The 23,430-nt window shown below is 71.3% G+C and carries 23 protein-coding genes and 1 riboswitch; of the genes, 13 read left to right on the forward strand and 10 right to left on the reverse strand.

What is annotated here, in order from left to right; all coding sequences use genetic code 11:
• Positions 1–2: 2 nt before the first annotated feature.
• From AB0M35_RS12700 to AB0M35_RS12710, 3 genes are all read right to left on the reverse strand, one after another.
• A complete protein-coding gene (locus AB0M35_RS12700; protein WP_363744662.1) occupies positions 3–1,160 on the reverse strand; it encodes an aminotransferase class I/II-fold pyridoxal phosphate-dependent enzyme in 1,158 nt (385 codons plus the stop codon).
• Positions 1,157–2,167, reverse strand: a complete 1,011-nt coding sequence (pseB, locus tag AB0M35_RS12705) for a UDP-N-acetylglucosamine 4,6-dehydratase (inverting) (RefSeq protein WP_363744664.1) — start codon at positions 2,165–2,167, stop codon at positions 1,157–1,159. The genes AB0M35_RS12700 and pseB overlap by 4 nt, the downstream gene beginning before the upstream one ends.
• A gap of 110 nt (positions 2,168–2,277) precedes the next feature.
• On the reverse strand, positions 2,278–2,787 hold the full coding sequence (locus AB0M35_RS12710; protein WP_363744666.1) for a GNAT family N-acetyltransferase: 510 nt from the start codon (positions 2,785–2,787) through the stop codon (positions 2,278–2,280).
• 77 nt (positions 2,788–2,864) lie between these two features.
• Between AB0M35_RS12710 and AB0M35_RS12715 the strand changes: the two genes are divergently transcribed.
• The 4 genes from AB0M35_RS12715 to AB0M35_RS12730 all read left to right on the forward strand — a co-directional run bounded on the left by AB0M35_RS12715 (position 2,865) and on the right by AB0M35_RS12730 (position 5,796).
• A complete protein-coding gene (locus AB0M35_RS12715) occupies positions 2,865–3,116 on the forward strand; it encodes a phosphopantetheine-binding protein (RefSeq protein WP_363744668.1) in 252 nt (83 codons plus the stop codon).
• A 2-nt stretch (positions 3,117–3,118) separates the two neighbouring features.
• Complete coding sequence (locus AB0M35_RS12720; RefSeq protein ID WP_363744670.1) at positions 3,119–4,360, forward strand: class I adenylate-forming enzyme family protein; 1,242 nt, start codon at positions 3,119–3,121, stop codon at positions 4,358–4,360.
• Complete coding sequence (locus tag AB0M35_RS12725) at positions 4,353–5,111, forward strand: SDR family NAD(P)-dependent oxidoreductase (RefSeq protein ID WP_363744672.1); 759 nt, start codon at positions 4,353–4,355, stop codon at positions 5,109–5,111. The genes AB0M35_RS12720 and AB0M35_RS12725 overlap by 8 nt, the downstream gene beginning before the upstream one ends.
• A gap of 106 nt (positions 5,112–5,217) precedes the next feature.
• Positions 5,218–5,796: a hypothetical protein gene (locus AB0M35_RS12730; RefSeq protein WP_363744674.1), complete on the forward strand. Its 579-nt coding sequence runs from the start codon at positions 5,218–5,220 to the stop codon at positions 5,794–5,796.
• On the opposite strand, the gene pseI is transcribed toward AB0M35_RS12730, so the two are convergent.
• The gene (pseI, locus tag AB0M35_RS12735; RefSeq protein WP_363744676.1) at positions 5,777–6,826 is read right to left on the reverse strand and encodes a pseudaminic acid synthase; all 1,050 of its coding nucleotides are present in this window, start codon (positions 6,824–6,826) and stop codon (positions 5,777–5,779) included. The genes AB0M35_RS12730 and pseI overlap by 20 nt on opposite strands.
• Entirely contained in the window at positions 6,823–7,953 is a 1,131-nt protein-coding gene (locus AB0M35_RS12740) for a glycosyltransferase (protein ID WP_363744678.1), read from the reverse strand. Before AB0M35_RS12740 ends, pseI begins: the two co-directional genes overlap by 4 nt.
• Before the next feature lie 216 nt (positions 7,954–8,169).
• Here AB0M35_RS12740 and AB0M35_RS12745 point away from each other — a divergent pair, with 216 nt between their 5' ends.
• From AB0M35_RS12745 to AB0M35_RS12765, 5 genes are all read left to right on the forward strand, one after another.
• The gene (locus AB0M35_RS12745; protein ID WP_363744679.1) at positions 8,170–9,432 is read left to right on the forward strand and encodes an acyltransferase; all 1,263 of its coding nucleotides are present in this window, start codon (positions 8,170–8,172) and stop codon (positions 9,430–9,432) included.
• A 108-nt stretch (positions 9,433–9,540) separates the two neighbouring features.
• Positions 9,541–9,954 (forward strand): hypothetical protein, encoded by a 414-nt coding sequence (locus AB0M35_RS12750; RefSeq protein ID WP_363744681.1) that lies wholly within the window; start codon positions 9,541–9,543, stop codon positions 9,952–9,954.
• 228 nt (positions 9,955–10,182) lie between these two features.
• Positions 10,183–10,935, forward strand: a complete 753-nt coding sequence (locus tag AB0M35_RS12755) for a hypothetical protein (protein ID WP_363744683.1) — start codon at positions 10,183–10,185, stop codon at positions 10,933–10,935.
• 320 nt (positions 10,936–11,255) lie between these two features.
• Positions 11,256–11,397: riboswitch (cyclic di-AMP (ydaO/yuaA leader) on the forward strand.
• Positions 11,398–11,623: 226 nt separating this feature from the next.
• Positions 11,624–12,523 (forward strand): C39 family peptidase, encoded by a 900-nt coding sequence (locus AB0M35_RS12760; protein ID WP_363744685.1) that lies wholly within the window; start codon positions 11,624–11,626, stop codon positions 12,521–12,523.
• A gap of 108 nt (positions 12,524–12,631) precedes the next feature.
• A complete protein-coding gene (locus AB0M35_RS12765; protein WP_363744687.1) occupies positions 12,632–13,375 on the forward strand; it encodes an alpha/beta hydrolase in 744 nt (247 codons plus the stop codon).
• Positions 13,376–13,385: 10 nt separating this feature from the next.
• On the opposite strand, the gene AB0M35_RS12770 is transcribed toward AB0M35_RS12765, so the two are convergent.
• The 5 genes from AB0M35_RS12770 to AB0M35_RS12790 all read right to left on the reverse strand — a co-directional run bounded on the left by AB0M35_RS12770 (position 13,386) and on the right by AB0M35_RS12790 (position 18,800).
• Entirely contained in the window at positions 13,386–13,607 is a 222-nt protein-coding gene (locus tag AB0M35_RS12770) for a hypothetical protein (protein ID WP_363744689.1), read from the reverse strand.
• 99 nt (positions 13,608–13,706) lie between these two features.
• A complete protein-coding gene (locus tag AB0M35_RS12775) occupies positions 13,707–15,404 on the reverse strand; it encodes a CDP-glycerol glycerophosphotransferase family protein (RefSeq protein ID WP_363744691.1) in 1,698 nt (565 codons plus the stop codon).
• 34 nt (positions 15,405–15,438) lie between these two features.
• Positions 15,439–16,941: a bifunctional cytidylyltransferase/SDR family oxidoreductase gene (locus AB0M35_RS12780; protein ID WP_363744693.1), complete on the reverse strand. Its 1,503-nt coding sequence runs from the start codon at positions 16,939–16,941 to the stop codon at positions 15,439–15,441.
• A gap of 148 nt (positions 16,942–17,089) precedes the next feature.
• On the reverse strand, positions 17,090–17,890 hold the full coding sequence (locus AB0M35_RS12785) for an ABC transporter ATP-binding protein (RefSeq protein ID WP_363745205.1): 801 nt from the start codon (positions 17,888–17,890) through the stop codon (positions 17,090–17,092).
• Positions 17,891–17,900: 10 nt separating this feature from the next.
• A complete protein-coding gene (locus tag AB0M35_RS12790; RefSeq protein WP_363744695.1) occupies positions 17,901–18,800 on the reverse strand; it encodes an ABC transporter permease in 900 nt (299 codons plus the stop codon).
• Between the two features lie 218 nt (positions 18,801–19,018).
• On the opposite strand from AB0M35_RS12790, the gene AB0M35_RS12795 reads away from it, so the two are divergent.
• From AB0M35_RS12795 to AB0M35_RS12810, 4 genes are all read left to right on the forward strand, one after another.
• Complete coding sequence (locus AB0M35_RS12795) at positions 19,019–19,618, forward strand: TetR/AcrR family transcriptional regulator (RefSeq protein WP_363745207.1); 600 nt, start codon at positions 19,019–19,021, stop codon at positions 19,616–19,618.
• Between the two features lie 192 nt (positions 19,619–19,810).
• The gene (locus tag AB0M35_RS12800) at positions 19,811–22,225 is read left to right on the forward strand and encodes a DUF6077 domain-containing protein (RefSeq protein ID WP_363744697.1); all 2,415 of its coding nucleotides are present in this window, start codon (positions 19,811–19,813) and stop codon (positions 22,223–22,225) included.
• A gap of 133 nt (positions 22,226–22,358) precedes the next feature.
• Positions 22,359–22,670, forward strand: coding sequence for a hypothetical protein (locus AB0M35_RS12805; protein ID WP_363744699.1), 312 nt, complete (start codon positions 22,359–22,361; stop codon positions 22,668–22,670).
• 86 nt (positions 22,671–22,756) lie between these two features.
• Positions 22,757–23,425 carry a response regulator transcription factor gene (locus AB0M35_RS12810; protein ID WP_363744701.1) on the forward strand — a complete coding sequence of 223 codons (669 nt, stop codon included), beginning with the start codon at positions 22,757–22,759 and terminating at the stop codon, positions 23,423–23,425.
• The last annotated feature ends 5 nt before the right edge of the window (positions 23,426–23,430 follow it).

The following is a 23,430-nucleotide window of genomic DNA, read 5'->3' on the forward strand; positions in this document are numbered from 1 at the left end:
CCTCAGGCGGCGGGTCGGACCGGCACGCCACGCAGGGCTGCGGCGAGCGCGTCGACGACACGGTCCTGGTCGGTGTCGCTCAGCCCCGGAAACAGCGGCAGCGACAACTGCTGGGCGTAGAACGCCTCGGCCACCGGGCAGCTGCCCCGCCGGTAGCCGAGGTCGGCGAAGGCCGGATGCCAGTGCGCGGGAAGGTAGTTGACCTGCACCCCGATGCCGGCGGCGCGCATCGCGTCGTACACCTCGCGGCGTCGGCCGTCGAGCACCCGGATCGGGTACAGATGCCAGGCCGGTGTCGCCCAGTCCCGTCGCCCCGGCGTCAACACGCCCGGCAGGTCGGCGAGAGCCTCGTCGTAGCGGGCCACCAGTTCGGCGCGGCGGCGCAGGAACGTGTCGAGCCGGCGCAACTGGCTGCGGCCCAGCGCGCAGAGCACGTCCGGCAGCCGGTAGTTCAGCCCGAAGGCCTGCACCTCCTGGTGCCAGCCACCCTCGTCGGGCCAACGCAGCTCGTCGCGTTCCCGGACCAGGCCGACGGTACGGAAGCGGCGGGCCCGCGTGAGCAGCTCGGGGTCGCCGGTGGCGAGGGCGCCGCCCTCGGCGGTGGTCAGGTTCTTCGTGGGGAAGAAGGAGAACGTGGTCAGGTCGGCCAGCGAGCCGACCGGACGGCCCCGGTAGGTGGCGCCGATGGAGTGGGCGGCGTCGGCGAGCAGCAGCGCGTCGCTGCCGGCCAGGCCCGCCCGTAGCGCGTCATAGTCGGCCGGGTGACCGGCGTAGTCCACCGCGGCGACGACCTTCGTCCGCCCGGTGGTCGCCGCCGCCACCGCCGCCGGGTCGAGGGTGAAGGTTTCCTCCTCGACGTCGGCGAAGACCACCCGCGCGCCCGACGCGACCGCGCTGCTCGCGGTGGCGACGAACGTCATCGGCGGCACGATCACCTCGTCGCCGGGGCCGACCCCGGCCGCCGCGTACGCCACGTGCAGCGCCGCCGTGCCGTTGGAGACCACGGCCACCCCGGCCCCGCCGGCCCACCGGGACAGCTCATCCTCGAAGGCGGTGACCTCGGGGCCGGTGGTGAGCCAGTCGCTGCGCAGCGCCGCGACCACGGCCGCGACATCGTCGTCGGTCACCGACTGCCGGCCGTACGGCAGGAGAGAGGTCATGCTTCGCCACCGGGCGGCAGGGTTGCCGCCGTGATGCCGAGCATGTCGCGCAACTGCGGCACGCTGAGCCACTCGTCGTTGGTGTCCGACTGGTACGCGAAGCCGTCCGGCACCGGCTCACACTCGACCGGCGGCTGGTAGCCCCAGGTGGCGATGGTCGGCTGGACGATGAACCGGTCCTTGGCGATCAGCGTCCGCCGGCTGTCGTCCGGGGCGATCATCTCCTCGTGCAGCTTCTCGCCGGGACGGATGCCGATCTCGTGCGTGGTGGCGTCCGGAGCGACCGCCTCGACCAGGTCGAGGATGCGCATGCTCGGGATACGCGGCACGAACAGCTCGCCGCCCTGCATCTGGTCGAACGAGTCCAGGACGAACTGCACGGCCTGGTCCAGCGTGATCCAGAAGCGGGTCATCCGCTTGTCCGTGATCGGCAGACTCTTGCCCTCGGCGGCGAGCCGGCGGAACAGCGGCACCACCGAACCCCGGCTGCCCACCACGTTGCCGTAGCGCACCACGGAGAACCGGGTCGGATGGTGCGCGGCGTAGTGGTTGGCCGAGATGAACAGCTTGTCGCCGACCAGCTTGGTGGCGCCGTACAGGTTGATCGGGCTGGACGCCTTGTCAGTGGAGAGCGCGATGACCTTGCGTACCCCGGCCTCGATCGCCGCGTCCACGACGTGCTGGGACCCGGTGATGTTGGTGGCGATGAACTCCGACGGGTTGTACTCGGCCGTGTCGACCTGCTTGAGGGCGGCGGCGTGCACCACATGGTCGACCCCGTGCATGGCCCGGGTCAGCCGGTGCCGGTCCCGGATGTCGCCGATGAACCAACGCAGCCGGGGGTCGTCACCGAGTTGCTGACGCAGCTCGTACTGCTTGAGCTCGTCACGGGAGAAGACCACCACCCGCGCCGGGTCGGCCTCGGCGAGGAGATGCCGCAGGAAGGTCCTGCCGAAGGAACCCGTACCCCCGGTGACGAGGATGGACGATCCACTCAGCTCGCTCAATGTGGTGCTCCCGTGTTCGTCGGTGATGCGGTTAACCGGACCCACTGAACCGGTGAATGGCCGACCCGGAACAAACGTTTCGTGAACGGTTGGTGGACGGCGCGAAAAAATCAACGCCGACGACGGGTGGCGCGGTCGAGGGAAATGGGGATGACGGTGATTTCCCGACCGTCGTGAAACTCGATGCTCCCCGTGCCTTCGACAAATCGAAACCGTCGGTTCATCTGGCGTACGACGGTGTTGTGTGCGAGCACCTCGCCGTCGAGCCGGTCCAGGTCCAGCACATCGAAGGCATGCTCCACCGCGGCCTGCATCACACCCGTCCAGGCGGTCAGGGTCTCGCCCCGCTCGGCCAGCCCGTCGGCGTCCAGGTAGAAACCCCAGGAGCCGGTACGCGATCCGTCGAACCGCAGGTCGAAGAAGGTGACCACCCCGCAGGGCGTATAGCCGTGCAGGTAGATCAGCACCCGCCGGGCGGGGTCGCTCCGGGTGGCCGCCCACCATCGGGCGTGCTCGTCGGCGGTGATGACATGGTGTGTCTTGCTGACCTGCCGGTTGTTGTCCTGATTACGCCAGGACAACATCAGGTTAACGTCGTCTTCGGTGGCGTTACGCAACACGTCCCGCTCGCTTCCGGATCAATTTTTCGGACCCCGGGAACCCTAATCATGAAAGACCTGGCTGTACACTCCGCCGCATGACGGAATTGAGTCGTGCGCGAATTCGCGACCTCATGGGACAGGTGCTGGCCAACCAGGGCAAGGTGCTGCCCGATGACGACGGCGCGGATCTGCGGGAGATCGGCTTCCGGTCGTTGGACTTCTCCGAGTTGGCGTTGCGGGTGGAGGACGAGACCGGCGAGGAGTTGAACTTCGACGCGGCGGGACTGCGCCGGATCGCCGACGTCGGTGACGTCCTCGACTTCCTCGCCGACCTCCAGCGACCGTGAGCGTGGGGGCCACCCGACCGGCGCTGCCGCAGCCGGCCGGCATCGACAACCGGGTCGTGGTCGACGGCGTGACACTGTCCTGGCGGGACCTGCCGGAACTGAGCCTGCCCGCCCCGGCCGCGGTCCTCGCGCACCGCGCCCGGTACGCCCTGGCCGCCGCGCGCCACCACGCGGTGCACGGCACCGAGTTGCTGCTCACCACGGCCAGCCGGGTCGACACCGCGATGCGCGCCGAACTGGCCGAGGCCGGGTTCACCGTCACCGACACCGGCGGTGCTGACCTCGCGCCGGCCCGGCCACGTGCCGGCGAAGCCGGCCGGCTGTGGCTGCTCACCTCCGGCACCACCGGCCGCCCCAAGCGGGTCGGGCACACCCTGGAGTCGTTGACCACCGTCCGGGGTCGCCAACCCGGCCGGACCTGGCTGTGCCCGTACGCGCCGGGCAGCTACGCCTGGTGGCAGGTGGTGACGCTGTCACTGACCCAGCCGGGGCAGCACCTGGTGGTGGTGGAACCGGACCAGCTCGACGACTGGCCGGCGCTGGCCGCCGCGCACGGGGTGGACGCCGCCTCCGGCACGCCGACCTTCTGGCGCCGGGCGCTGCACCGCGATCCCGCCGCCCTCGCCGAGGTGCCGCTGCGCCAGCTCACCCTCGGTGGCGAACCGGTCGACCAGGCGATCCTGGACCGGCTCCGCGAGGTCTTTCCCACCAGCCGGATCTCCTGGATCTACGCCTCCTCCGAGGTCGGCGCCGCGATCGTGGTGCACGACGGCCGGGCCGGGTTCCCGGTCGAGTGGCTGGACCGGACGGCACCGGGACGCCCCACCCTCGGCGTACGCGACGGGGAACTGGTGGTCACCTCGCCGTACCACGGCGCCGGACTCGCCGGCCCGGTCCGGACCGGCGACCGGGTGCAGGTCGTCGGTGACCGGGTGCTGATCACCGGTCGTCTCGACTCCGACGAGATCAACGTGGGGGGCAGCAAGGTCTCCGCCGGCGCGGTCCGGGACGTACTGACCGCTCATCCGCAGGTGGCCTGGGCCCGGGTCGGTGCCCGGCGTGCGCCACTGCTCGGCCACCTCGTCGTCGCCGAGGTGGTATCCACCCCGCACACCGCCGGGCCGGCCGCCGAGGCGGCGCTGGTGCGCTGGTGCGCCGACCGCCTGCCCGATTACGCGGTGCCGCGCCGGATCCGGGTGCTGACCGAGATCCCCGTCAAGGAGACCCTGAAAAGCGATGTCTGACCCCACCATCACCGCTCCGGCAGTCCCGCCGTCCACCGTGGTGCTCGTCTCCGGTGGTTCGCGCGGGCTGGGCCTCGCGATCGTCACCGACCTGCTCGACGCCGGCCTGAAGGTGGCCGCCTTCGCCCGTACCGTCACCCCGGAGTTGGCGAAGCTCGCCGACGCCCAGCCGGACCGGTCGTACGTCGGCTCGGTGGACGTCACCGATCTCGCCGCCGTGCAGGCGTTCGTCCGGGCCGCCGAGGATCACCTCGGGCCGATCGACGGACTTGTCAACAACGCCGCCGTCGGGCAGGACTCGCTGCACGTACACACCGCCACCGCCGACCTGGCGGGAATCATCGAGACGAACCTGACCGCGCCGTTGCAGCTCACCCGGCTGGTCGTACGCCGGATGCTGGCTCAGGGGCGGCGCGGGCGGATCGTCAACATCACCTCGATCTGCGGGCAGCGCGGCTTTCCCGGCCTGGTCGCGTACTCGGCCACCAAGGGTGGGATGGACGCCGCGACCCGCTCGCTGGCCCGGGAGCTGGGCGGGCGGCTCCTGGTCAACGCCGTCGCACCCGGCTTCTTCGCCTCGGAGATGTCGGCGGTGCTCGGCCACACTCAACTGGAGCAGATCGTGCGCCGCACCCCGACCGGTCACCTGACCGAGCCGGAGGAGGTGCTGCCGGTGGTACGGATGCTGCTGCGCGAGCAGACAAACATCAACGGACAGATCCTCGTGGTCGACGGTGCCGCCTCGATCTGACCCCGACCAGCGCTGGTCCCGGGCCGACAGCCCGGGGCCAGCCGTCGTGCGCACTGACGGAGCTGAGCCACCCGGCGTACCCACGGACGGGTCTGAGGCGCCGTCGGTGGGCGCGCGAGCGGCGCTGTCTCCGGTGCCGTCGGTCGCCGCGCTGCTGGCGGCCGCGCACCGGCATCTGCGGCTCGCCTCCCCGGTTGATTCGGTCGGCGCGACCACCCGCAGCTATCTGGACGACGGCCGCTGCGTCGGCTGGTACGCGCCGCCGGTACCGCGCTGGCGGGTGGCGATCGACGCCGAGCGAGTCGGCGCACCGGTGCCGACGGCGCTGGCCCGCCGCTTCGGCACCTCCGACTTCTGGGCGCGCTGGACCCGCGCCGAATGCCTGGCCAAGCTCACCGACGTCCCGATCGCCAGCTGGTGGCAACGCCACGGACTTGAGGTGCCGCCCCGCACCGACTGGCTCTGGCGCACCCTGACCCTCGCCGACCTGGTCGTCACCGTCGCCTTCGTCACCACCGACCGCCCCGAAACGCCGCAGACGTCACCAGGCGACATGGGAAGTTGGGGCGGGCTGGGCGCAGATAGTGACGGTCGTGATCGACTCAGGGGGTGGCCGGCTCGCGGTCGTGGGGCTCGCATTCGTGCTGCGGCAACCAGCCTGAGCGTCAGATCAGGTCCCAGCTGAGCGGGGTGCCGCGTGCGGCGTCGACGGTGAAGCGGCGGCCCAGCACCCGGTCGACCTCCACTGGGGACAGTCCGCCGGCCGGTCGGATCGAGCGGACGTTCGCTGCGGTGACCTCGTCGCCGGCGCGGACGTCGGCCACCACGTACAGCGAGCGACGGAAGCGGAGCCCCTCCCGCTCGGCCGGGGTCGGGCCGATGGTGGTGCCGCCTAGTGCCGCGTGGGCCCGTTCCGTCTCGACGACCAGGGCCGACAATTCCGCCGGATTCAGGGAGAAGTCGGAGTCCACGCCGCCGTCGGCCCGGTCCAGGGTGACGTGCTTCTCGATGAAGCAGGCACCGAGCGCCACCGAGGCGACGGGCACACCGATGCCGGGGGTGTGGTCGGAGAGGCCGACCGGCACGTCGAACGCCTCGGCGAGCACCGGGATGCGACGCAGATTGCTGTCGGCGGGCGGTGCCGGGTAGGCGGCGGTGCAGGCCAGCAACACGATCCCGCCCGCACCGGCGGACCGGGCCGTGCGGACCGCGGCGTCGATCTCGGCAATGGTGGCCATCCCGGTGGAGATGATCAGCGGCTTGCCGGTGGCGGCGACGAGCCGGATCAACGGCAGGTCGACAAGCTCCGAAGATGCGATCTTGTACGCGGGCGCGTCCAGTCCCTCCAGCAGTTCGACGGCTGAGGCGTCGAACGGGGAGGAGAAGACGGTCAGACCCCGCTCGCGAGCCCGTTCGAAGATCGGACCGTGCCATTCGTACGGGGTGTGGGCCCGCTCGTAGAGCTGGTAGAGGTTCTGCCCGGCCCACAGTTCGTGGCCGCCCGAGATGCGGAAGGCAGGCGTGTCGACGTCGATGGTGATGGTGTCCGGCCGGTACGTCTGGAGCTTCAGCGCGTGCGCACCGCTGGCCGCCACCGCGTCCACGATGGCCAGTGCCCGGTCCAGGTCGCCGTTGTGATTTCCGGACATCTCCGCCACCACGAAGGGGCGTTCGCCGGTGCCGACCTGATGCGGTCCGATGGTGAGCGTGGTCATCGCTTTCCGTTTCCGTGTGTCCGCACCAGCGGGCGTGGTGCGGTGGGGTCCGGCCCGGCGTCCCCGTCGGCCGTCGCGGGCGGTGTGGCCGGTGTGGTCGGTGGGTTGCCCAGCCGGCCGGCCAGTCGGTGGGCGCGGCGCAGGGCCGCGTACGCCAGGTAGTTGTTGCGGTCGACCAGCCGGTGCTTGAGCCCGGCCACCCCGCCCGGCCGGGGGTAACCCCCAGCGGGCAGATGCCGGCGGTAGTGCGCGGCGACCTGGCGGAAGAAGTGCCGCCGCAGGTGCGGGTGCAACCGGTCGTCGTTGCCGACCACCACCAGGAAGTGGTTCACCATGAGGTCGAACAGTTCGGCGTGCCAACGCCCGTCGGGGTGGCGTTGCCGCAGCCAGGCGAACAGCCGGTCGTACTGGGCGAAGGCGTCGAAGTGCCGGCCGCTGCGGGTCGAAGTGATGGCGCCCCGGCGCCCCTGCCGGTACAGGTAGCAGACCCGGTCCAGTACCGAGATCCGGTCCGCGCCGATCAGCAGTGGATGGCTGAACGGGATGTCCTCGTACCAACCTGGGTGGAAGCGCAGCCCCAGCGTGGCCATGAACTCCCGGCGTACCACCTTGTTCCAGGCGGTGTGTTGCACCCGCAGCAGCTGCGGTCGGTCGGCCAGCCGCACCACGCCGGGGGTCGCGCGCAACAGGCGGCTGCTGACGTCGATGTCGCGACGCCCGCACTCGTGCACCCGCAGGTGGTCGATCATCATCACGTCGGGCCGGTCGGCACGCAGCCGGTCGAGCACGGCCGCGATGGTGCCCGGCGGCAGCCAGTCGTCACTGTCGACGAACCAGACGTACTCGCCGGTGGCCACGTCCAGACCCGCGTTACGCGCCGGTCCGAGGCCGACATTCGTGTCCAGGTGCAGCACCCGCACACCCGGGTGGGCGGCGGCGTACTCCCGCAGCAGCTGCCCACAGCCGTCCGGCGAGGCGTCGTTCACCACGATCAGCTCCACCGTTGCTGTCTCGTCCGCGGGCACGTCGTCACGGATCGAGTCGAGGCACTGACGCAGGTACGCCTCGACGTCGTAGACCGGCACGACGATGCTCAGCAGCGGCGCTTCCGTCGGCTGATTGACCACGCCGACACCTTCGACCGCTCGGATGGACGAGGCGGAAACCGGACATGGCCGGCAGCGGTGAACCGACTGAACAGCGAGATGGTCATCACTGGCTGCGGTGATCGCGGTGCCGTCCGGTCCCGACGGGTGGGTCGACGGCCCACCGGGTAGGGTGCCCGACGGGCGGCACCGGTCGGGTCGCCACCGGTAGCCGATCGGGCCGGGTAGCTTGGCCCGTTGGGAGGAGACACGCGTGCCGCCGACGCCGCCGACGCCGCCGACGCCGGAGATGCCGGCATGACCAGCGCGCCAGTGGCGGCACCGGCGGGCATCGGGCCCGGCCGGGGCCAGGCGAGCCGACTACCGTCGCTGACCGGTCTGCGGTGGATAGCCGCGCTGCTGGTCTTCGGCTTCCACGCCGGCACCATGCGGATCATCGCCGAGCCGGACTACCAGGCGGTCGTCGGCAAGATCTTCACCCTGGGCCTGTCCGGGGTGCAGTTCTTCTTCATCCTCAGCGGCTTCGTGCTCGTCTGGTCGGCCCGACCCGGCGACTCCCGGCGAGGGTTCTGGCGGCGCCGGTTCGCCAAGATCTATCCGAACCACGTACTGCTCTGGGCGGTGGCCATGGTGGCCGCCGTCTGGTTCGCCGATCCGATCAACCCCGTCGCGGCGCTGGAGAACCTGTTCCTGCTCCAGGCCTGGGATCCCCGTCCCGGGTACTTCTACAGCGTCAACAACGTGAGCTGGTCGCTGTCCTGCGAACTCTTCTTCTACCTGTGCCTGCCGCTGGCCCTGCCCCTGGTGCGGCGGGCCCGACCTTGGATGCTGTGGGCCGTGGTGATCGCCGTACCGCTGCTGATCCTGGCGCTGTGGCCCGCGCAGACGCTGGTGCCGGAGCAGAGCCGGTGGTGGTTCACGCAGGTGTTTCCCCTGGTCCGCTCGTTGGAGTTCTGGATGGGTGTGGCCGCCGCCGAGCTCATGCTGCGCGGGCGCTGGCGGGGGCCCGGCCTGCCCCTGGCAAGCCTCATCTTCGTGGTGACCTGGGTGGTCGCCGCGCAGTGGATTCGGGCCGAGTTCTGGGCGGCGCTGCTGTCGGTGGCGTACGTGGTGGTCATCGCCGCGGCGGCGGACGCCGACGTGCGGGGGCGTCGTTCGCCGCTGCGGTCGCGCCCGATGGTCTGGCTCGGCGAGGTCTCGTTCGCCTTCTACCTGGTGCACGTGTTCGTGATCATGACCATCCTCCGGGTCACCGGAGACTGGGGGACCGGCCTGCCCGGCTGGTGGGGCCCGGCTGCGGTGATCGGCTTCCTGGTGCTCACGCTGGGGATCGCCGCACTGGTGCACCGGTTCGTCGAACAGCCGATGATGCGTCGCCTGACCCCTCGCCGGTCGACCCCGCCGAGTGCCGCCGAGCCCGTACCCGCCGTGCAGCCCGTACCCGATGTCGAGCCCGTACCCGATGTCGGGGCGCCGTCTCGGGTCCGACCTGGACGGTGACCTCTGAGCCCGCTGACCAGGCACCCGGGTATCAACCCGAATCAAGTTCTTCGTTGCGACACGCCGGCCGGCGGTGCGGCCTGCGGGCCCCGACGGTAGCGTGACAACGTGCTCCCGGTCGTCTCCACCCGTCCTCTGTGGTGGCTGGCGCGCTGGGCGGCACGGCTGCTGACCGGGTTCGCGGTCGCTGCCGCGTTCACCCTCGGCACCTGGGCGATGCCCGCGCACGCTCTCGACCGGGCGGCTGGCCCTGCCTGGCAATTCACCGTGGCCGACGCCGCTCAGTCGCCAGCCGGCGCGATGACGCCACCGGCCTGCGACGGGCACCCCGCGATCCAGCAGACGGTCGACCCGCTCGACAGCGGGCGCGACGATCGCCCCGGGGGTGGGCCCGCGACGGCGCCGGTGTCGCCGACCTGGCCACACCAGGTTGCCGAGCCGGGCATCACAGGCGCGCACGGTCAGCTTCCTGCGGCGCTGACCCCGGGCCCGTGTTCCGCCCGTGCCCCGCCCGGCCACTGACTCCCCGCCCGTACCGCCGGGGTGATCCGGACGGCCCCGCGCGGGCCGTCCCGGTCCGCCTTCCCGCCACGCCAACCGGCCGGAAGCCAGCGACGGGCCGCTGCGATCGGGATCCCAACGCGGATGGGACCCTGCGCTTCACCATCGGCCGATCCGGACGCGCCCAGGCGGCGGTCCGAGATCGGTGACACCCAATGCCGCCGCATCGTCTTCCTTTGAGGTACCGACATGGAGAAGACCGTTCTCTACCAGTTCCTGCTTGAAGTACCCCGGGCCGCAGCCATCTGGTCGGTGTTGCTGGTGCTCGCGCTGGGCGTGCTCACCGCGCTGGTCGCCCGGCCCGAGCCGGTGCCGTCGACCGACCGTGCCCCGGAGACCCTGGACGGCGATGCCGCTGCGGCGGACCTGCGTCGCTATGCCGGCGAGGTGGCCGTGGCTGCGGCGGGCGCCGCGCAGAACGCCGGTCGCCGCCGCGCCGCGTGGCAGCGTGCCCAGGTGGAGCTCGACCGTGCCTGGGTCGCGTACGACGAGGCGGAGTCCGCCGCGCGACGGCTCGCCGCCGCCACCGGGTTGCCCAGCCCCGACACGCCCCGAACCCCCGCCGAGTACGCGGCCCGGGAACGCTGGCTGCATCGCGCCGCGATGACGGCGTACTGGCGCGGCGATCTGTCGGCCCGGCAACTCGCCGACGCGCTGGCCCACCGGGCCGGTTGGGATCCCCGACGCCACCCCGCCGAGCAGGAGATCTTCCTGGCCCGGGTGGTACGCGACGGCCGGCAGGCGGCCTACCAGACGGCTCGGCAGCAGGAGCGCGACGCCTGGCGGGCGGCCGAACTGGCCGTCGACGCGGCCCGTGCGCTGTCCACCGAGGCGTACGCTGCGGCGCAGCGGATGCGGCCGAACCTCCTGCCGGCGTCGCGTCGGGTCGTCGTCGGGCGGCCGGCCGCCGTCCTGCGCTGGCGGCCGGCCAGGGTGGGCTGAGAACAGTTGTCGGTCGGCATCTGCCGAGTAGCGTGTGTCGACAATTTCGTGACCCCGGTCACAGCGGAGCGGGAATCGGTCACCGGACCGCAGATGTCGAATGTTGGCCGCAATGTCCTGGGCATTGTCGGCGAGAGGTCCGGTTGTCGCCCGACGGTGCTCTCCTGGCCCGGAGTCCCATTGAGCGACGACAGTTCGCTGATATCCGAAAATAACTGCGCTGGATCATGTTTAGGCAGGTCAAGGTGGGGTTGGCAGGAGCCGTACCGCCCAGTAGTGTCGGCCCGTCCGGTGCGGTAACCGATCGCAAGTGGCGACGCCGCGCCGACCCGCTCAATCGTGATCTCACGAACCGGGGACCCACTGCACCACTGGGGTGAATCCGCGAGCCTCGGCCCGCGGTAGGGCGATCTTCCCGCCCGAATCCGTCAGCTAACCCGGTCGGCGGTGTCGGAAGGAGTTCCCATCCTCGTGCAGCACAATTCGATCCCCCTGATATTCCCCAGCCTCCACGGCACCGTGGTGCCTGCGCTCGCCGCTTCGTTGTTCGCGCGCTGACCCAGGCCCACCGCAGCCGCCCGATTCCGGGCGCATCTCCTGAAACGGCACGTCCGCGTACTCGGACGGTCGTCGGCCTGCGTGTGCCGACCGGACCGTCGGAGCCGGTGCGCCGTGCACCCCTCAGCCCGTGGAGGATCCCTTGAAGCACACCCTCAAGCGTCAGCTTCGTCGGCTGGCCACCGAACGCCCCTACCAGATCGTCGCCGCCTCGGCGGCGGCGCTCGTCCTGGCCACCGGCACCGGCGCCCTGGTCGCCGGGACCGACGACGCTCCGGTCGACGCGCACAACACGACCGCCGTGGCCGAGTTGCGTGACAACTCCGTGGCCTCCCGCAGCCTGGCCCGGGTCGCCACCGAGCCGAGCGGTGCCGCGTCGAGCAGTGCGGCCCCGAGCAGTGCGGCCCCGAGCAGTGCCGCCCCGAGCAGTGCGCCGCCGAGTCGCGCCGCCGCCTCGCCGTCGCCGGAGGCCGCTGCGACGGATCCGGACTTGGCCGTCGAGAAGGCCGCGCCGAAGCCGCCTGCCGAGAAGGTGCTGAAGTACGACTACCAGGCCCAGATCAACGGCTACTACTGCGGCCCGGCAGCGGTACGCAACGCGCTCAGCGCCGCGGGCATCGACCGCGACCAGGACACCCTGGCCGCCCAGCTCGGCACCACCTACGCCGGCACCAACTCGGCTCAGGACACCACCCGCGTCCTCAACGCCGTGGTCAAGGGCAGCCCGTACCGGACCACGATGATTCCGGGCGGCTCGGCGACCCCGGCCCAGATGGACCAGCTTCAGTCCGACGTCGTGGCGGCGGTCTCCGCCGGGCGCGGTGTCGTGGTGAACGTCGCCGGCAGCGCCACGGACACCGCCGGAGGCTGGCACTCCTTCCCCGGCGGCCACTACGTCGCCGTGGTCGGCTACGAGGACGAGGGCCGGATGGTGAAGATCGCCGACTCGGCCGACGCGTCGTACTACTCGTACTGGATGAGCACCATCGATCTGGCCAACTGGGCTGCCACCCGCGGCTACTCCTCCTGATTCCTGCCGCACGACACCGGGCGCCGGCCCCGTCGGGACCGGCGCCCGGTGTCGTGTCCCGGTCGCGGCTCTCGCCGAGCCGGTGCCGGCGGTGGCAGACTGCCCGACATGATCACGGAGTCGGGTGAGCGGGCCGGCCCGCCGGTGCTGTTGTTGCTGCACGGAATGGGTGCCACCGGCGACGTGTGGCTGCCCTGGGCCTCACTGCTGCGCGAGCGGTGGCCGGGGTGCTGGTTGGCCCCCGATCTGGCCGGTCACGGCGCAGCGCCCCCACTGTCGGAGTACTCGTTCGCCGCGTTCGCCGATCAGGTCGCCCCGAGCCTGAACCCCGGCGAGCGGGTGACCGTGCTGGGCCACTCGCTCGGCGGAGTGGTCGGCCTGGCGTTGGCCGCCGCGAGTCGGGCGGTCACGGTCGAAGCGGTGGTCGGGCTCGGCATCAAGGCGGTCTGGTCCCCGGCGGAACTGGCCCGCGCCGGTGATCTCGCGGCCCGCCCGGTCACCTGGTTCGACAGCCGTGACGAGGCGGCGCGACGGTACCTGCGTGTCGCCGGCCTGGCCGATCTGCTCACCCCCGACCATCCCGCCGTGGCGGCCGGGCTGCGGCAGGTGGACCGCCGGTGGCGGCTGGCGATGGACCAGGCCGCCTTCGGCGTCGGCGAGCCCGACCTGACCGCCCTGCTGGCCACGATCGACGCGCCGGTCCTGCTGGCCCGTGGCGAGCACGACCCGATGGTCTCCGACGCGCAGCTCAAGGAGTACGGGGTCCCAGTGGTGACACTGCCCGGGCTCGGCCACAACGCCCACGTCGAGAATCCGGCAGCCGTGCTGGCCCTCCTCGACGCCGTACGCTGACCGGTCGCGGTCAGGGGCGTTCGCCGTCGCCGGCCTGCTCGGGGGAGGCATGGTCGGGGGACTTGCGTAACCACAGCCACACCCCGAGCACTCCCGCCACTCCGCTGCTGATCGCGATCGCCGTCTCCGCCAATTCGGACCAGTCGTCCATGAACGGGTAGACACGCGAGAGGACCATCCCCACGAAGCAGTACAGCAGCAGAACGACGGCGACGACGCGCTGGAGAATCATGACCCTCATTGGAGCACAGCGCCGCGAGCGACTGTCGGGCAGAGTCCACTGTGTCCATGAGCCGACCGCCGCCGGGGGAGTGTCGGGCGGCGGTGTCGCTCAGATGGCGCGGGACAACGGCGCGGCGCTGGCGGCCCGGGGGGCCGGGGCGGCCCAGGAGGGATCCAGCTCGCGTCGGGCGGCCGTCAGGAACGCCTCGGCGTACGCCTCGGCCGGGAAGTCGCCCAGGTATCGGCGTCGGGTCGCCCAGCGGGCCTCGGCCAGCGGGTCGGTGTCGAGCAACCGGGTCAGCACGTCGTCCAGGTCGGCCAGGTCCCGGCGCAGCACGTAGCCGGAGGCGGCCAGTGGGAACCGTTCGAGGAACCGGTCACCGTCGACGCCGGTGTCGGTGACCGCGTACGGCTTGCCCGAGTGCAGCCAGTCGGACACCACCCCGGACACGTCGGAGATCAGGGCGTCCGCGCGGTTCACCGACTCGGCCAGGGTCAGCCCGCTCGCGGCGGCACCGAACAGGTGCTGGCGGCCGGTACGCGCCCGGTCGGCAGCGAGCAGGTCGTGCAGCCGCCCCAACTGGCGGGCCGACGTCGGATTGTGGGCGGTGTACGGGTGGGGCCGCACGATCACCGTGGCACCCCGGTCGAGCAGCCGGGACAGCAGCGCCTCGGCCATCGGCAGGGAACAGTAGTCGGCGTCGGCGTGGTGCCCGGTCCAGGTGGGGGTGTAGAGCACCGTCGGGTTCGGCAGGCGGCGGGCCGGGCCGGTGCGTACCTCGATCGCCTCGACCTGAGGGCGGCCGACCACCACGAACTTCTCGGCCGGGATGTCCACCCCGGCCCGGGCGTACCGGTCGATGGCCGCCTCGCCGGCGACGAAGATCCGGTCGAAGATCGCCGACACCGGGTTGGCGCTGGATGCCTTGTCGCTGTCGCCGTGGTGCAACTGCACGTGGGTGAGCTGGGTGAACCGGAGGCAGTGGCTGTTCTTGGCGCCGTGGTTGACGTAGAACGCCACGCGCAGGCTCGGCACCAGCACCTCGTCCATGCTGCGCAGGGTGGGGCAGTAGAGCACGGGGGCGGTGGTCTTGGCCGCGATGACGGGCAGGGCGTCCGGCTCCCGCAGCATCACCACGAACGGCCGGCCGATCCGCTCCAGGTACGGCAGCCACATGGTGACCTGGTACTCGGATCCGGGTGGGGCGGAGAAGTACAGCATGAACTCCGGCTGGTGCCGACGCAGTACCCGGGTCACCGGCGAACCGCCGGATCCGGGCCGCAACCGCCGCTGGACCAGTTTGACGGCGACCGCGCCGACGACACCACCCACCAGCAGGCTCGCCGCCAGGGCGACCGTGGCGGGCAGCGCCGCGAGGGCGGCCAGCGCCAACACCGCGAGCAGGCCCGCCACGGCGTCACCGAGGCGGGACGTGACCCGCGGCACCCAGCTGCGTACCGGCAGGTTGGCGGCGAGAAGCTCCAGGTTTCCGGCCTCGCGCAGCGGGCCGGTGAGCACCATCAGCCCCAGCAGGATCAGCGCGGTGCCGGTCAGGGCCGGGTCGAAGCCGGCGTCGAGCTGCCGGGCGTAACCGACCAGCACCCCGGCCGCGATCAGCGTGGTTTCCGCGACGCCGTCCGCTCCGGGGCGGACCCGGCGTTCCCAGACCGTGGCGGCGAGGGCGAGCACCGACAGCCCGAGCCCCCAGGTGGTCGCGCCGGTGAGCGCGACCACGATGAACGCCAAGACCGCCGTGCCGGTGGCCAGGCCCCGGGCGGCCAGCTTCCTGACCAGGTCACCACGCATCTCGGTGCTGCCCTCCGCGGTCGTCGTACGTCGGTCAGCCGACGGGGGCGGTGCTGGCCGACCGGCTGCCCTGGGCCGGCACCACCGTGCCTGGCGCCTCGCCCGGCGGCCGGCGGACGTCGATCACCTGACCGGTGAGGTCGGAGAGCAGTACGTCCAGCGACGCCTGGGCGACGGCCTCGGCCGAGAGCAGGGTGTGCTCGGGCTCGGTGCCGAACGCCTTGGTCCGCATCGGGGTGGCGGTCCGCTCCGGGTTGATGACGTTGACCCGTACGCCCAGCTCGGCCCACTCGTCCGACAGGGCCTGGGTGAGGTTGACCAGGGCCGCCTTGGTCGCCGAGTAGAGCGCGTAGTCCGCCCGGCCCCGGGTGTACGAGCTGGAGGTGTAGAGCAGCAGCTGGCCCTTGGTGTGCTGAAGGTAGGGCAGTGACTGTCGGGCGACCGTGACCGGGCCGACGAAGTTGACCTGGAGCACCCGGTCGATGGTCTCCTGGTCCATCTCGGCCAGCGAACCCTTCTCCAGGATGCCGGCGGTGACCACCACGTGGTCGATCCGGCCGGTGGCCTCGAAGGCCGTCTTCAGCGCGGCCTCGACGTCGGCCGGTCGCTCGACGTGGGTGCCGGTGCTGGAACGGCTGAACGGGAAGACCTGGGCGCCGTAGCGCCGGGCCAGTTCGGTCAGGTCGTGGCCGATGCCGTAGCTGCCGCCGAACACGACGATCGTGCGGCCCGAGACCTCGTCGCTGTAGGCGCGCTGGTCGGCCAGCCGGGGGACCTTGGCGGCGGCCAACTGGAAGAGCTTGTCCGCCAGGTGCACGTCGACCGGGTGGGTGACCTTGATGTTCTCGTCCGAGCCGTCGATTACCTTGATCGGCACCTCGGGCAGATACCGCAGCACCACGCCGCAGTCGTCGGTGGCCGCGAAGTTCGGGTCGCCGGCGGCCAGCCGGTAGGCCTCCCGGATGGTGTTGGAACGGAACGCCTGCGGCGTCTGTCCCCGGCGCAGCGTGGATCGCACCGGGATGTCGGTGATGCACTCGTTCTCGTCGACCTGGATGATCGTGTCGGCCGACGGGATGGCGACGTCGACCGCCGAGTACGTCCAGAGGGCGTTCACGCACTCCCGCACGATCCGGCCGCTGAGCAGGGGCCGCACCGCGTCGTGGAAGAGGATGTTGCAGTCCTGCTCGCCCACCGCGTCCAGCGCGATGCGGGTGGTGGCGTTACGGGTGTCGCCACCCTCGATGACCTTGGTGACCTTACGGAAGCCGGCCTTGTCCACGATCTGCTGCGCCTCGGCGATATGGCCGCTGGCCATCAGCACGATGATCTCGTCGATCTCCGGTGCGGCCTCGAAGACCGCCAGGGTGTGCTCGATGATCGGCTTACCGGCGATCTTCAGCAGCTGTTTGGGGATGCCGAGGCCGAGCCGGGTGCCGGTGCCGCCGGCCAGCACCACGGCCACCGTCCGTGAGGGTCGCCACGGCGCCGAGTTCTGCGGCGTGGTGCCCGAATCGGTGGTCTGGTCCTGCGTCATTGCCGGTCCTCACTCTCGGTGCATGGCTGCGATGGGCTGCGCGAATGGAAGGTCTCGTCGGCGCGGCGACGGAATGAACGATAACTCGGGTGCTCATCGTCCGGACGCTGCGTTGTCGCCCGAACGGTGCCGGACATTCACCGAAACTCTACTTCCCGTTGGTGAATGCCTCGTATGCGGCCAACACTTCTGCGGTGGGGCCATCCATCCTAATTAATCCGGATTCCAGCCAGATCGTCCGTTCGCACGTGTCGCGTACCGAGGAGAGCTGGTGGCTGACCAGGAAGACGGTTCCGGCGTTCTCCCGCAGCTGCCGTACCCGCGCCTCGCTGCGCTTACGGAACCGCTTGTCGCCGGTGGCCAGGGCCTCGTCGATCAGCAGTACGTCGTGCTGCTTGGCCGCGGCGATGGAGAACCGCAACCGGGCCGACATGCCGGAGGAGTAGGTGCGCATCGGCAGCGAGGCGAAGTCGCCCCGCTGATTGATCCCGGAGAACTCGATGATCTCCGGCAGTTGGCGCTGCACCTCGGCCGGGGACATGCCCATGGCCAGGCAGCCGAGCGTGACGTTGCGCTCCCCGGACAGGTCGTTGAGCAGCGCGGCGTTCACCCCGAGCAGGGACGGCTGGCCCTCGGTGTAGACCGCGCCCCGCTCCACCGGCAGCAACCCGGCGATGGCCCGCAGCAGGGTCGACTTGCCGGAGCCGTTGGTGCCGATCAGCCCGATCGCCTCGCCCCGGTACGCGGTGAAGGTGACGCCCCGCACCGCGTGCACCTCCCGTACGTTCGGTGTCGAGGTGCGGGTCACCAACCGCCGCAGTGCGGCCACCGGGCTGTGGCTGCCGGCGGCACCCTTGTGCACCCGGTAGACGACGTGCGCGTCGTCGACCACCACCGTCGGGATCCGATCCTGAATCCGGGGCAGGGTCACCGTAACGTCGTTGGACATCGCGAGGTGATCAACCACGGCCGTACTCCTGTTCGCCGCGCCAGAAGTAAAGGTAGCCCCCGACACCCACCACCGCCGACCAGCCGAGCGCGATCAGCCAGGTCAGGGGCAGGGAGTCGTTGAGCAGCGGCGTGGTCTCCAGCAGCGCCACCCGGGCCAGCTCGATGTAGATCAGCATCGGGTTGAACTGCACGATGGCGGTGGCCCAGCCCGGCAGGTTCTCGGCGAACAGTTCGACGCTGTAGAGCACGCCGGAGCCGTACATCCAGGTCCGCAGGATGAAGGGCATCACCTGCTTGAGGTCCGTGGCCTTGGCGCCCAGCCGGGCCACCGTCATGGTCAGCCCGGCGTTGAACACCGTCTGGAGCAGCACCGCCGGCACCAGCATCAGCCACATCAGGGTGATCGGTTCGCCGGTGACCAGCACGATGCAGATCAGCACCACCATCGAGCCGAGCAGCTGCTGGAACTGGGTGATGGTGATGGCCAGCGGCAGGCAGGCCCGCGGGAAGTGCAGGGCCCGGATCAGCCCCAGGTTGCCGCTGATCGCCTGGGTGCCCTGCTGCACGCTGGTCTGGGTGAAGTTGAAGATGAACAGCCCGGCGGTGAGGTAGGCGATGAAGTTGTCCATCCCCCGGCTCTGCTGGAGCACCAGACCGAAGATCAGGTAGTAGACCGCCGCGTTGCTCAGCGGCGTGAGCACCTGCCAGAGTTGCCCGAGGCGGGCGTTGCTGAACGAGGCCGCCAGCTTGGCGTTGGCGTACGCGGTGATGAAGTGCCGGTAGCGCCAGAGTTGGCGGGTGTAGCTGCCCAGTGAGGGGCGTTGACCGGCCATGCGCAGCCCGTGCCGGGCGGCCAGCTGCGCTGGGGGTAGGCCGGAGTCGGGGTCGGCCAGCGTGGTGTTGGCCATGGGGATGGGCGCTCCGATCTTGTCGAGCCGGCGGGTGCGTTCGCGACGATGGAATCTAGCGTGTTCGTACCCGGAGCGCCGCCTCGCCGCTGCGTGGACAGTAGTCCGAAACACGTCGGGACGCAACCGTACCGTCGTTGCGGTACATTGTCCTGCGTGACAGCCGAGAAGAGTCCCAGGTGACGACCGGGAAGAGGCGTGCGCCGGCCGGTGCGGCGGTGCTCCGTGGGGAGATCACCACGGCCATCCGCCGCGCCCTGATGCAGGAACTCGCCGCGGTCGGCTACGGCCGGCTCTCCATCGAGGCGGTGGCCCGCCGGGCCGGAGTCAGCAAGACGGCGATCTATCGCCGGTGGAACTCGAAGCTGGACCTGGTCCTGGAAGTGGTCACCACCGCCGCCGGTGCTCGGCTGCCCGCGCTGGACACCGGCAGCCTGCGCAGCGACCTCGCCCTGCTGTACCAGGTGGTGGCGCACGCGCTCGCGCACCCGCTGGCCTCGCAGATCGTCCCGGATCTGCTGGCCGAGGCCGCGCGGAACCCGACCATCGACGAGACACTTCAGCAGATGCTGCGGGCCCGGCAGCAGGAGATCGTCGGCCGGCTGATCTCTCGCGCCGTGCACCGGGGAGAGTTGCCGGCCACGACCGACCCCGACGCGGCGGTGGACCTGATCGTGGGGCCGCTGTACTGGCGGCTGGCCATCGCCCGTGCCCCGTTCACCGACAGCTACCTGGAAACGCTGGTGGACTCGGTGGCGCGGGCGCTCGGCGCCGCAGACACCCTGCCCCGCCAGCGCGAGGCGCCGAGGCCGGGTTGAGCTGGGCGGGTCCGGGGTATCGCTGGCTCGGTCCGGTCCCGCGACCCGGGCCCGGAACGCCACCGCCACGAACGATCCCCGAGTTTTGGCTACTACTCTCGGTGTGGTTCGCTCGGCACGGTGGCTGCCCACGGCGGCGAACCGCCCGCCTGAGCCGCACCTGCCCGTACGAGGACAAGGACGCTCGTGTCGATGACCGACCAAGCCGTCGCCGCACCCCGGCCGGCAACGGCCGACGATTCGGCTGAACCCGCTCCGGGCCCACCCAGCCGGTTTCGGGCCGTGCTCGGTGGTGTTCGGGACGCAATCGCCGCGATACCCGCACTGCTGACCGACTGCGCGGTGCTGGCGTTCGCGCTCTGGACACTGCTCTACCACGCCGCCCTCCCGCTGGGCCTCGCCCCGTCGCTGACGCTGCGGATCTGGCTGGTCGCCGGATCGGTGCTGGCCGTGCTCGCCGTACTGGTCCGGCTCGGCCTGCGGTGGCGCCGCCGACGTGCGGCCCGAGGCCCGGCGGAGCCGGCGAACTCGACGGTCCCGGCCGAGTCGACGGTCCCGGCCGACCCAAACGAGACGGCGGACCCGGCGGACCCCGCCGGAACGGCGGACCCCGCGGACCCCGCCGGAACGGCCGAGCCAGCGGACCCTGCCGGGACGGCGGACCCTGCCGGGACGGCTGAGCCGGCGGATCCGGCTGAGCCGGCGGATCCGGCTGAGCCGGCGGATCCGGCCGAGCCGGCGACTGCGGCGCGGCCCGCACCCACGACGGGGGAGGCCGGTCCGACGACGACCGTGCCGGCCGGCGACCAAGCCGGTCGGATGAGCGTGGCCCAGCGTTGGTGGACGGCGTTGGCCCTGCTGGTCGGCACCGGCGCGGCGATCGCGGCCGGTCTGGCCGGTACCCCTGCCGGTGCGGGCATCTCCTGGTGGGTCCCGGGCTCCGCCGGGGCCGTGGCCGCGATCGGTGCGGTGCTGCTGACCTGGCGGACCTGGCGGACCACCCCGCCGACCCGGCCGAGCGCACCCGCCCCGAAGGCCTGGCAGTCGGTGTACGCGCTGCTGATCGCCGGGCTGGCTGCGGTGGCCTCGCTCTACCTGGCCCGCAGCACCCCCGACGACATCTACTACGTGGGCCGCTCGGTGTGGGTGGCCGAGCGCGACATCGTCCCCCTCAACGACTTCCTGTTCAGCGAGAACGTCCTTCCGGCGATGGCCTCACAGCCCCCGATCGCCAGCATCGAGGTCTTCGCCGGAGCACTTGCCCGCTTCTTCGGCATGCCGGGCGCCTCGGCCACCTGGTACCTGCTGTTGCCCGTCCTGGCAGTGCTCGCCGTGTTGGCGCTGTGGCGGCTGGTGCAGCGCTGGGCCCCGCGCCGTCCGGTGCTCGCCTTCACCGTGGCCGTCGCCTTCCTGGCGCTGGTCTGCGGCCCGGACGCCGCACTGGGCACCTTCCACCTGCCCCGCCTCTACCAGGGCAAGGGCATGTTCGTCTCCGCGGTCGTGCCGTTGATGTGGCTGTACCTGACCCGTTGGTTCGACGACCGGTCCAAGCGCGGGCTGGTGCTCATCGTCGCGCTGTCGATCGCCGCGATCGGGCTCACCACCACCGCGGCGATCATCCTGCCGCTGCTGGTCGGCGGGGCGGCCCTGATGATGCTGCTGGTGGGGCGCTGGTCCTCGGCGCTGGTCGCCGGGGTCGCCGCGCTGGCCTATCCGGTCGGGGCGGTGGTCGTCACCCAGTTGGTCCTCGGCACGTCCGCCAACGAGGCGGCGGCGGACGTCAACTTCTACGACGCCGCGCACACCTACCGGCGGACCTTCGAGATCGGCATCGTGGGTGTGATCGGCGGGCTCGCCTTGTGGTGCGGTCCGTTGCTGGCCCGCCGCCGTACCCCGGCGTTGCTCGCGGCCGGCGGTGCCCTGACGCTGAGCGTGTTGCTGATTCCCGGGGTGCTGGAATGGCTCAGCGCGGTCACCGGCATCTCGGTGGTGCTCTGGCGGGTTCCCTGGCTGCTGGCCGTGCCGGCGTTGATCGGGCTGCTGTGCACCGTTTGGCTGCCCACCCGGCTGCGCGTGGTGCGGGCCCTGGTCGGTGTGGTGCTGGCCGCCGCGATGGTGACCTCGTTCGCCGTCTACGCCGTGCCAATGTGGGACGAACGCAGCGGGGTGCTGGTGCACGCGGAGCCGACCTGGAAGATTCGGCCGGAACGGCAGGCCATCGCGCAGTTCATCATCGATCTCGACCGCCCGGACGGCCTCGTGCTCGCGCCGGCGAGCATCATGCGGACCATTCCGGTGATGAGCAGTCAGCCCCGGGTGGTGCTGCCCCGCGACTTCTTCCTGGTCGAGTACGACATCAACTCGCAGTTCTCCCAGGACCGGCTGCTGTTGAGCAAGTTCGCCAACGGCGGCCCCAGGGCGGAGCGGCCGGAACGTGACGACGTGATCGCCGCGCTGGATCGGCTGGACGTGGGCACGATCTGCTTCTACAGCCAGAACCGGTTCGCCCTGCGTACCGCCGAGCGGGCCGGCTACACCCTGGTCGCCGAACGGCCCGCCGAGCCGCCCGTACACCCGAACGCGGTCACCTGCCTGGTCCGGCAGTGACCATGGCCGCCGGGCCGGCGACGGTGCCGGCGGGGGCGAATTCGCGCGGCCGATAGCGGCTTGTCCGGTTACCGCCCGATCCGCCGCCCGGGCGGGCATGCTCACAAGGCAGGCGTCGCACAGGGAGATGGGCATGGAGAGCTACCACGAGGACTGGACCGACAGCCAGCGCGCGCTCTACGACGAGTGCTACCGCTCCGGAGCCGACTGGGCCGACGACCCGGCCACCCCCTCCGAGGACGTGCAGCACGTGATCAATCTCGGGGAGGCCGACGACGACACCCTCGCCGACGCCGAGATCGACTTTCCGCCGCTGATCGACGCGGTCACCGAAGCCACCGGCGAGGTCGTCACCACGGTGCCGGCCAGTCACGACGATCCCGCCTTCAAGGGCTTCGTGGACGGGGTACGCGACGCCACCTCCGACGAGGTCTTCGGCCTCTGAGCACGGGTCAACCGCCCCCAGGCCTGTCACCCCGGCCGGTCTTCTGCCACCATCAACCGGAACCGTTCCGGCGCGGAGCAGACCTGATGGGAGGCCAGGTGCGGATCCTGTTGGTCGAGGATGACCGCCGGGTGGCCGGTGCCCTGTCGTCGGCCCTGCACCGGCGCGGGTACGAGGTGGAGCACGCCGCCACCGTCGCAGCGGCCCTCGCCGCCGCCCCGTGCGACCTGGTGCTGCTCGACCTGACCCTGCCCGACGGCGACGGCACCGACCTGTGCCGGAAGTTGCGTGGACGCAGCAGTCAGCTCGGCATCATCGCGGTCACCGCCCGGGGTGAGGAACGCGACCGGGTACTCGGCCTGCGCCTCGGTGCCGACGACTACGTCGTCAAACCCTTCTCCATGGTGGAGTTGCAGGCCCGGATCGAGGCGGTGCTCCGGCGGGCCTCGCACACCGCGCCGCAACGCAACCTGATCGAGGTCGGCCCGGTCCGGGTCGACGTGGCGGCCCGTACGGTCACCGTGGCCGAACGGCCGGTGCCGCTGACCCGCAAGGAGTTCGACGTCCTGCTCTCGTTGGCCCGGCAACCCGGTGTCGCGGTGCCCCGCGACCGGATCCTGCTCGACGCCTGGGGGACCACCTTCGCCGACCGGCACACCGTCGAGGTGCACGTCGGCTCGCTGCGCGGCAAACTCGGCGACCCACGCCTGGTGGAAACCGTCCGCGGCGTCGGATACCGGCTGCGGGCCGAGTGAGGGGC

It is taken from the genome of Micromonospora sp. NPDC051196 (assembly GCF_040682415.1).
GTDB lineage: Bacteria > Actinomycetota > Actinomycetes > Mycobacteriales > Micromonosporaceae > Micromonospora.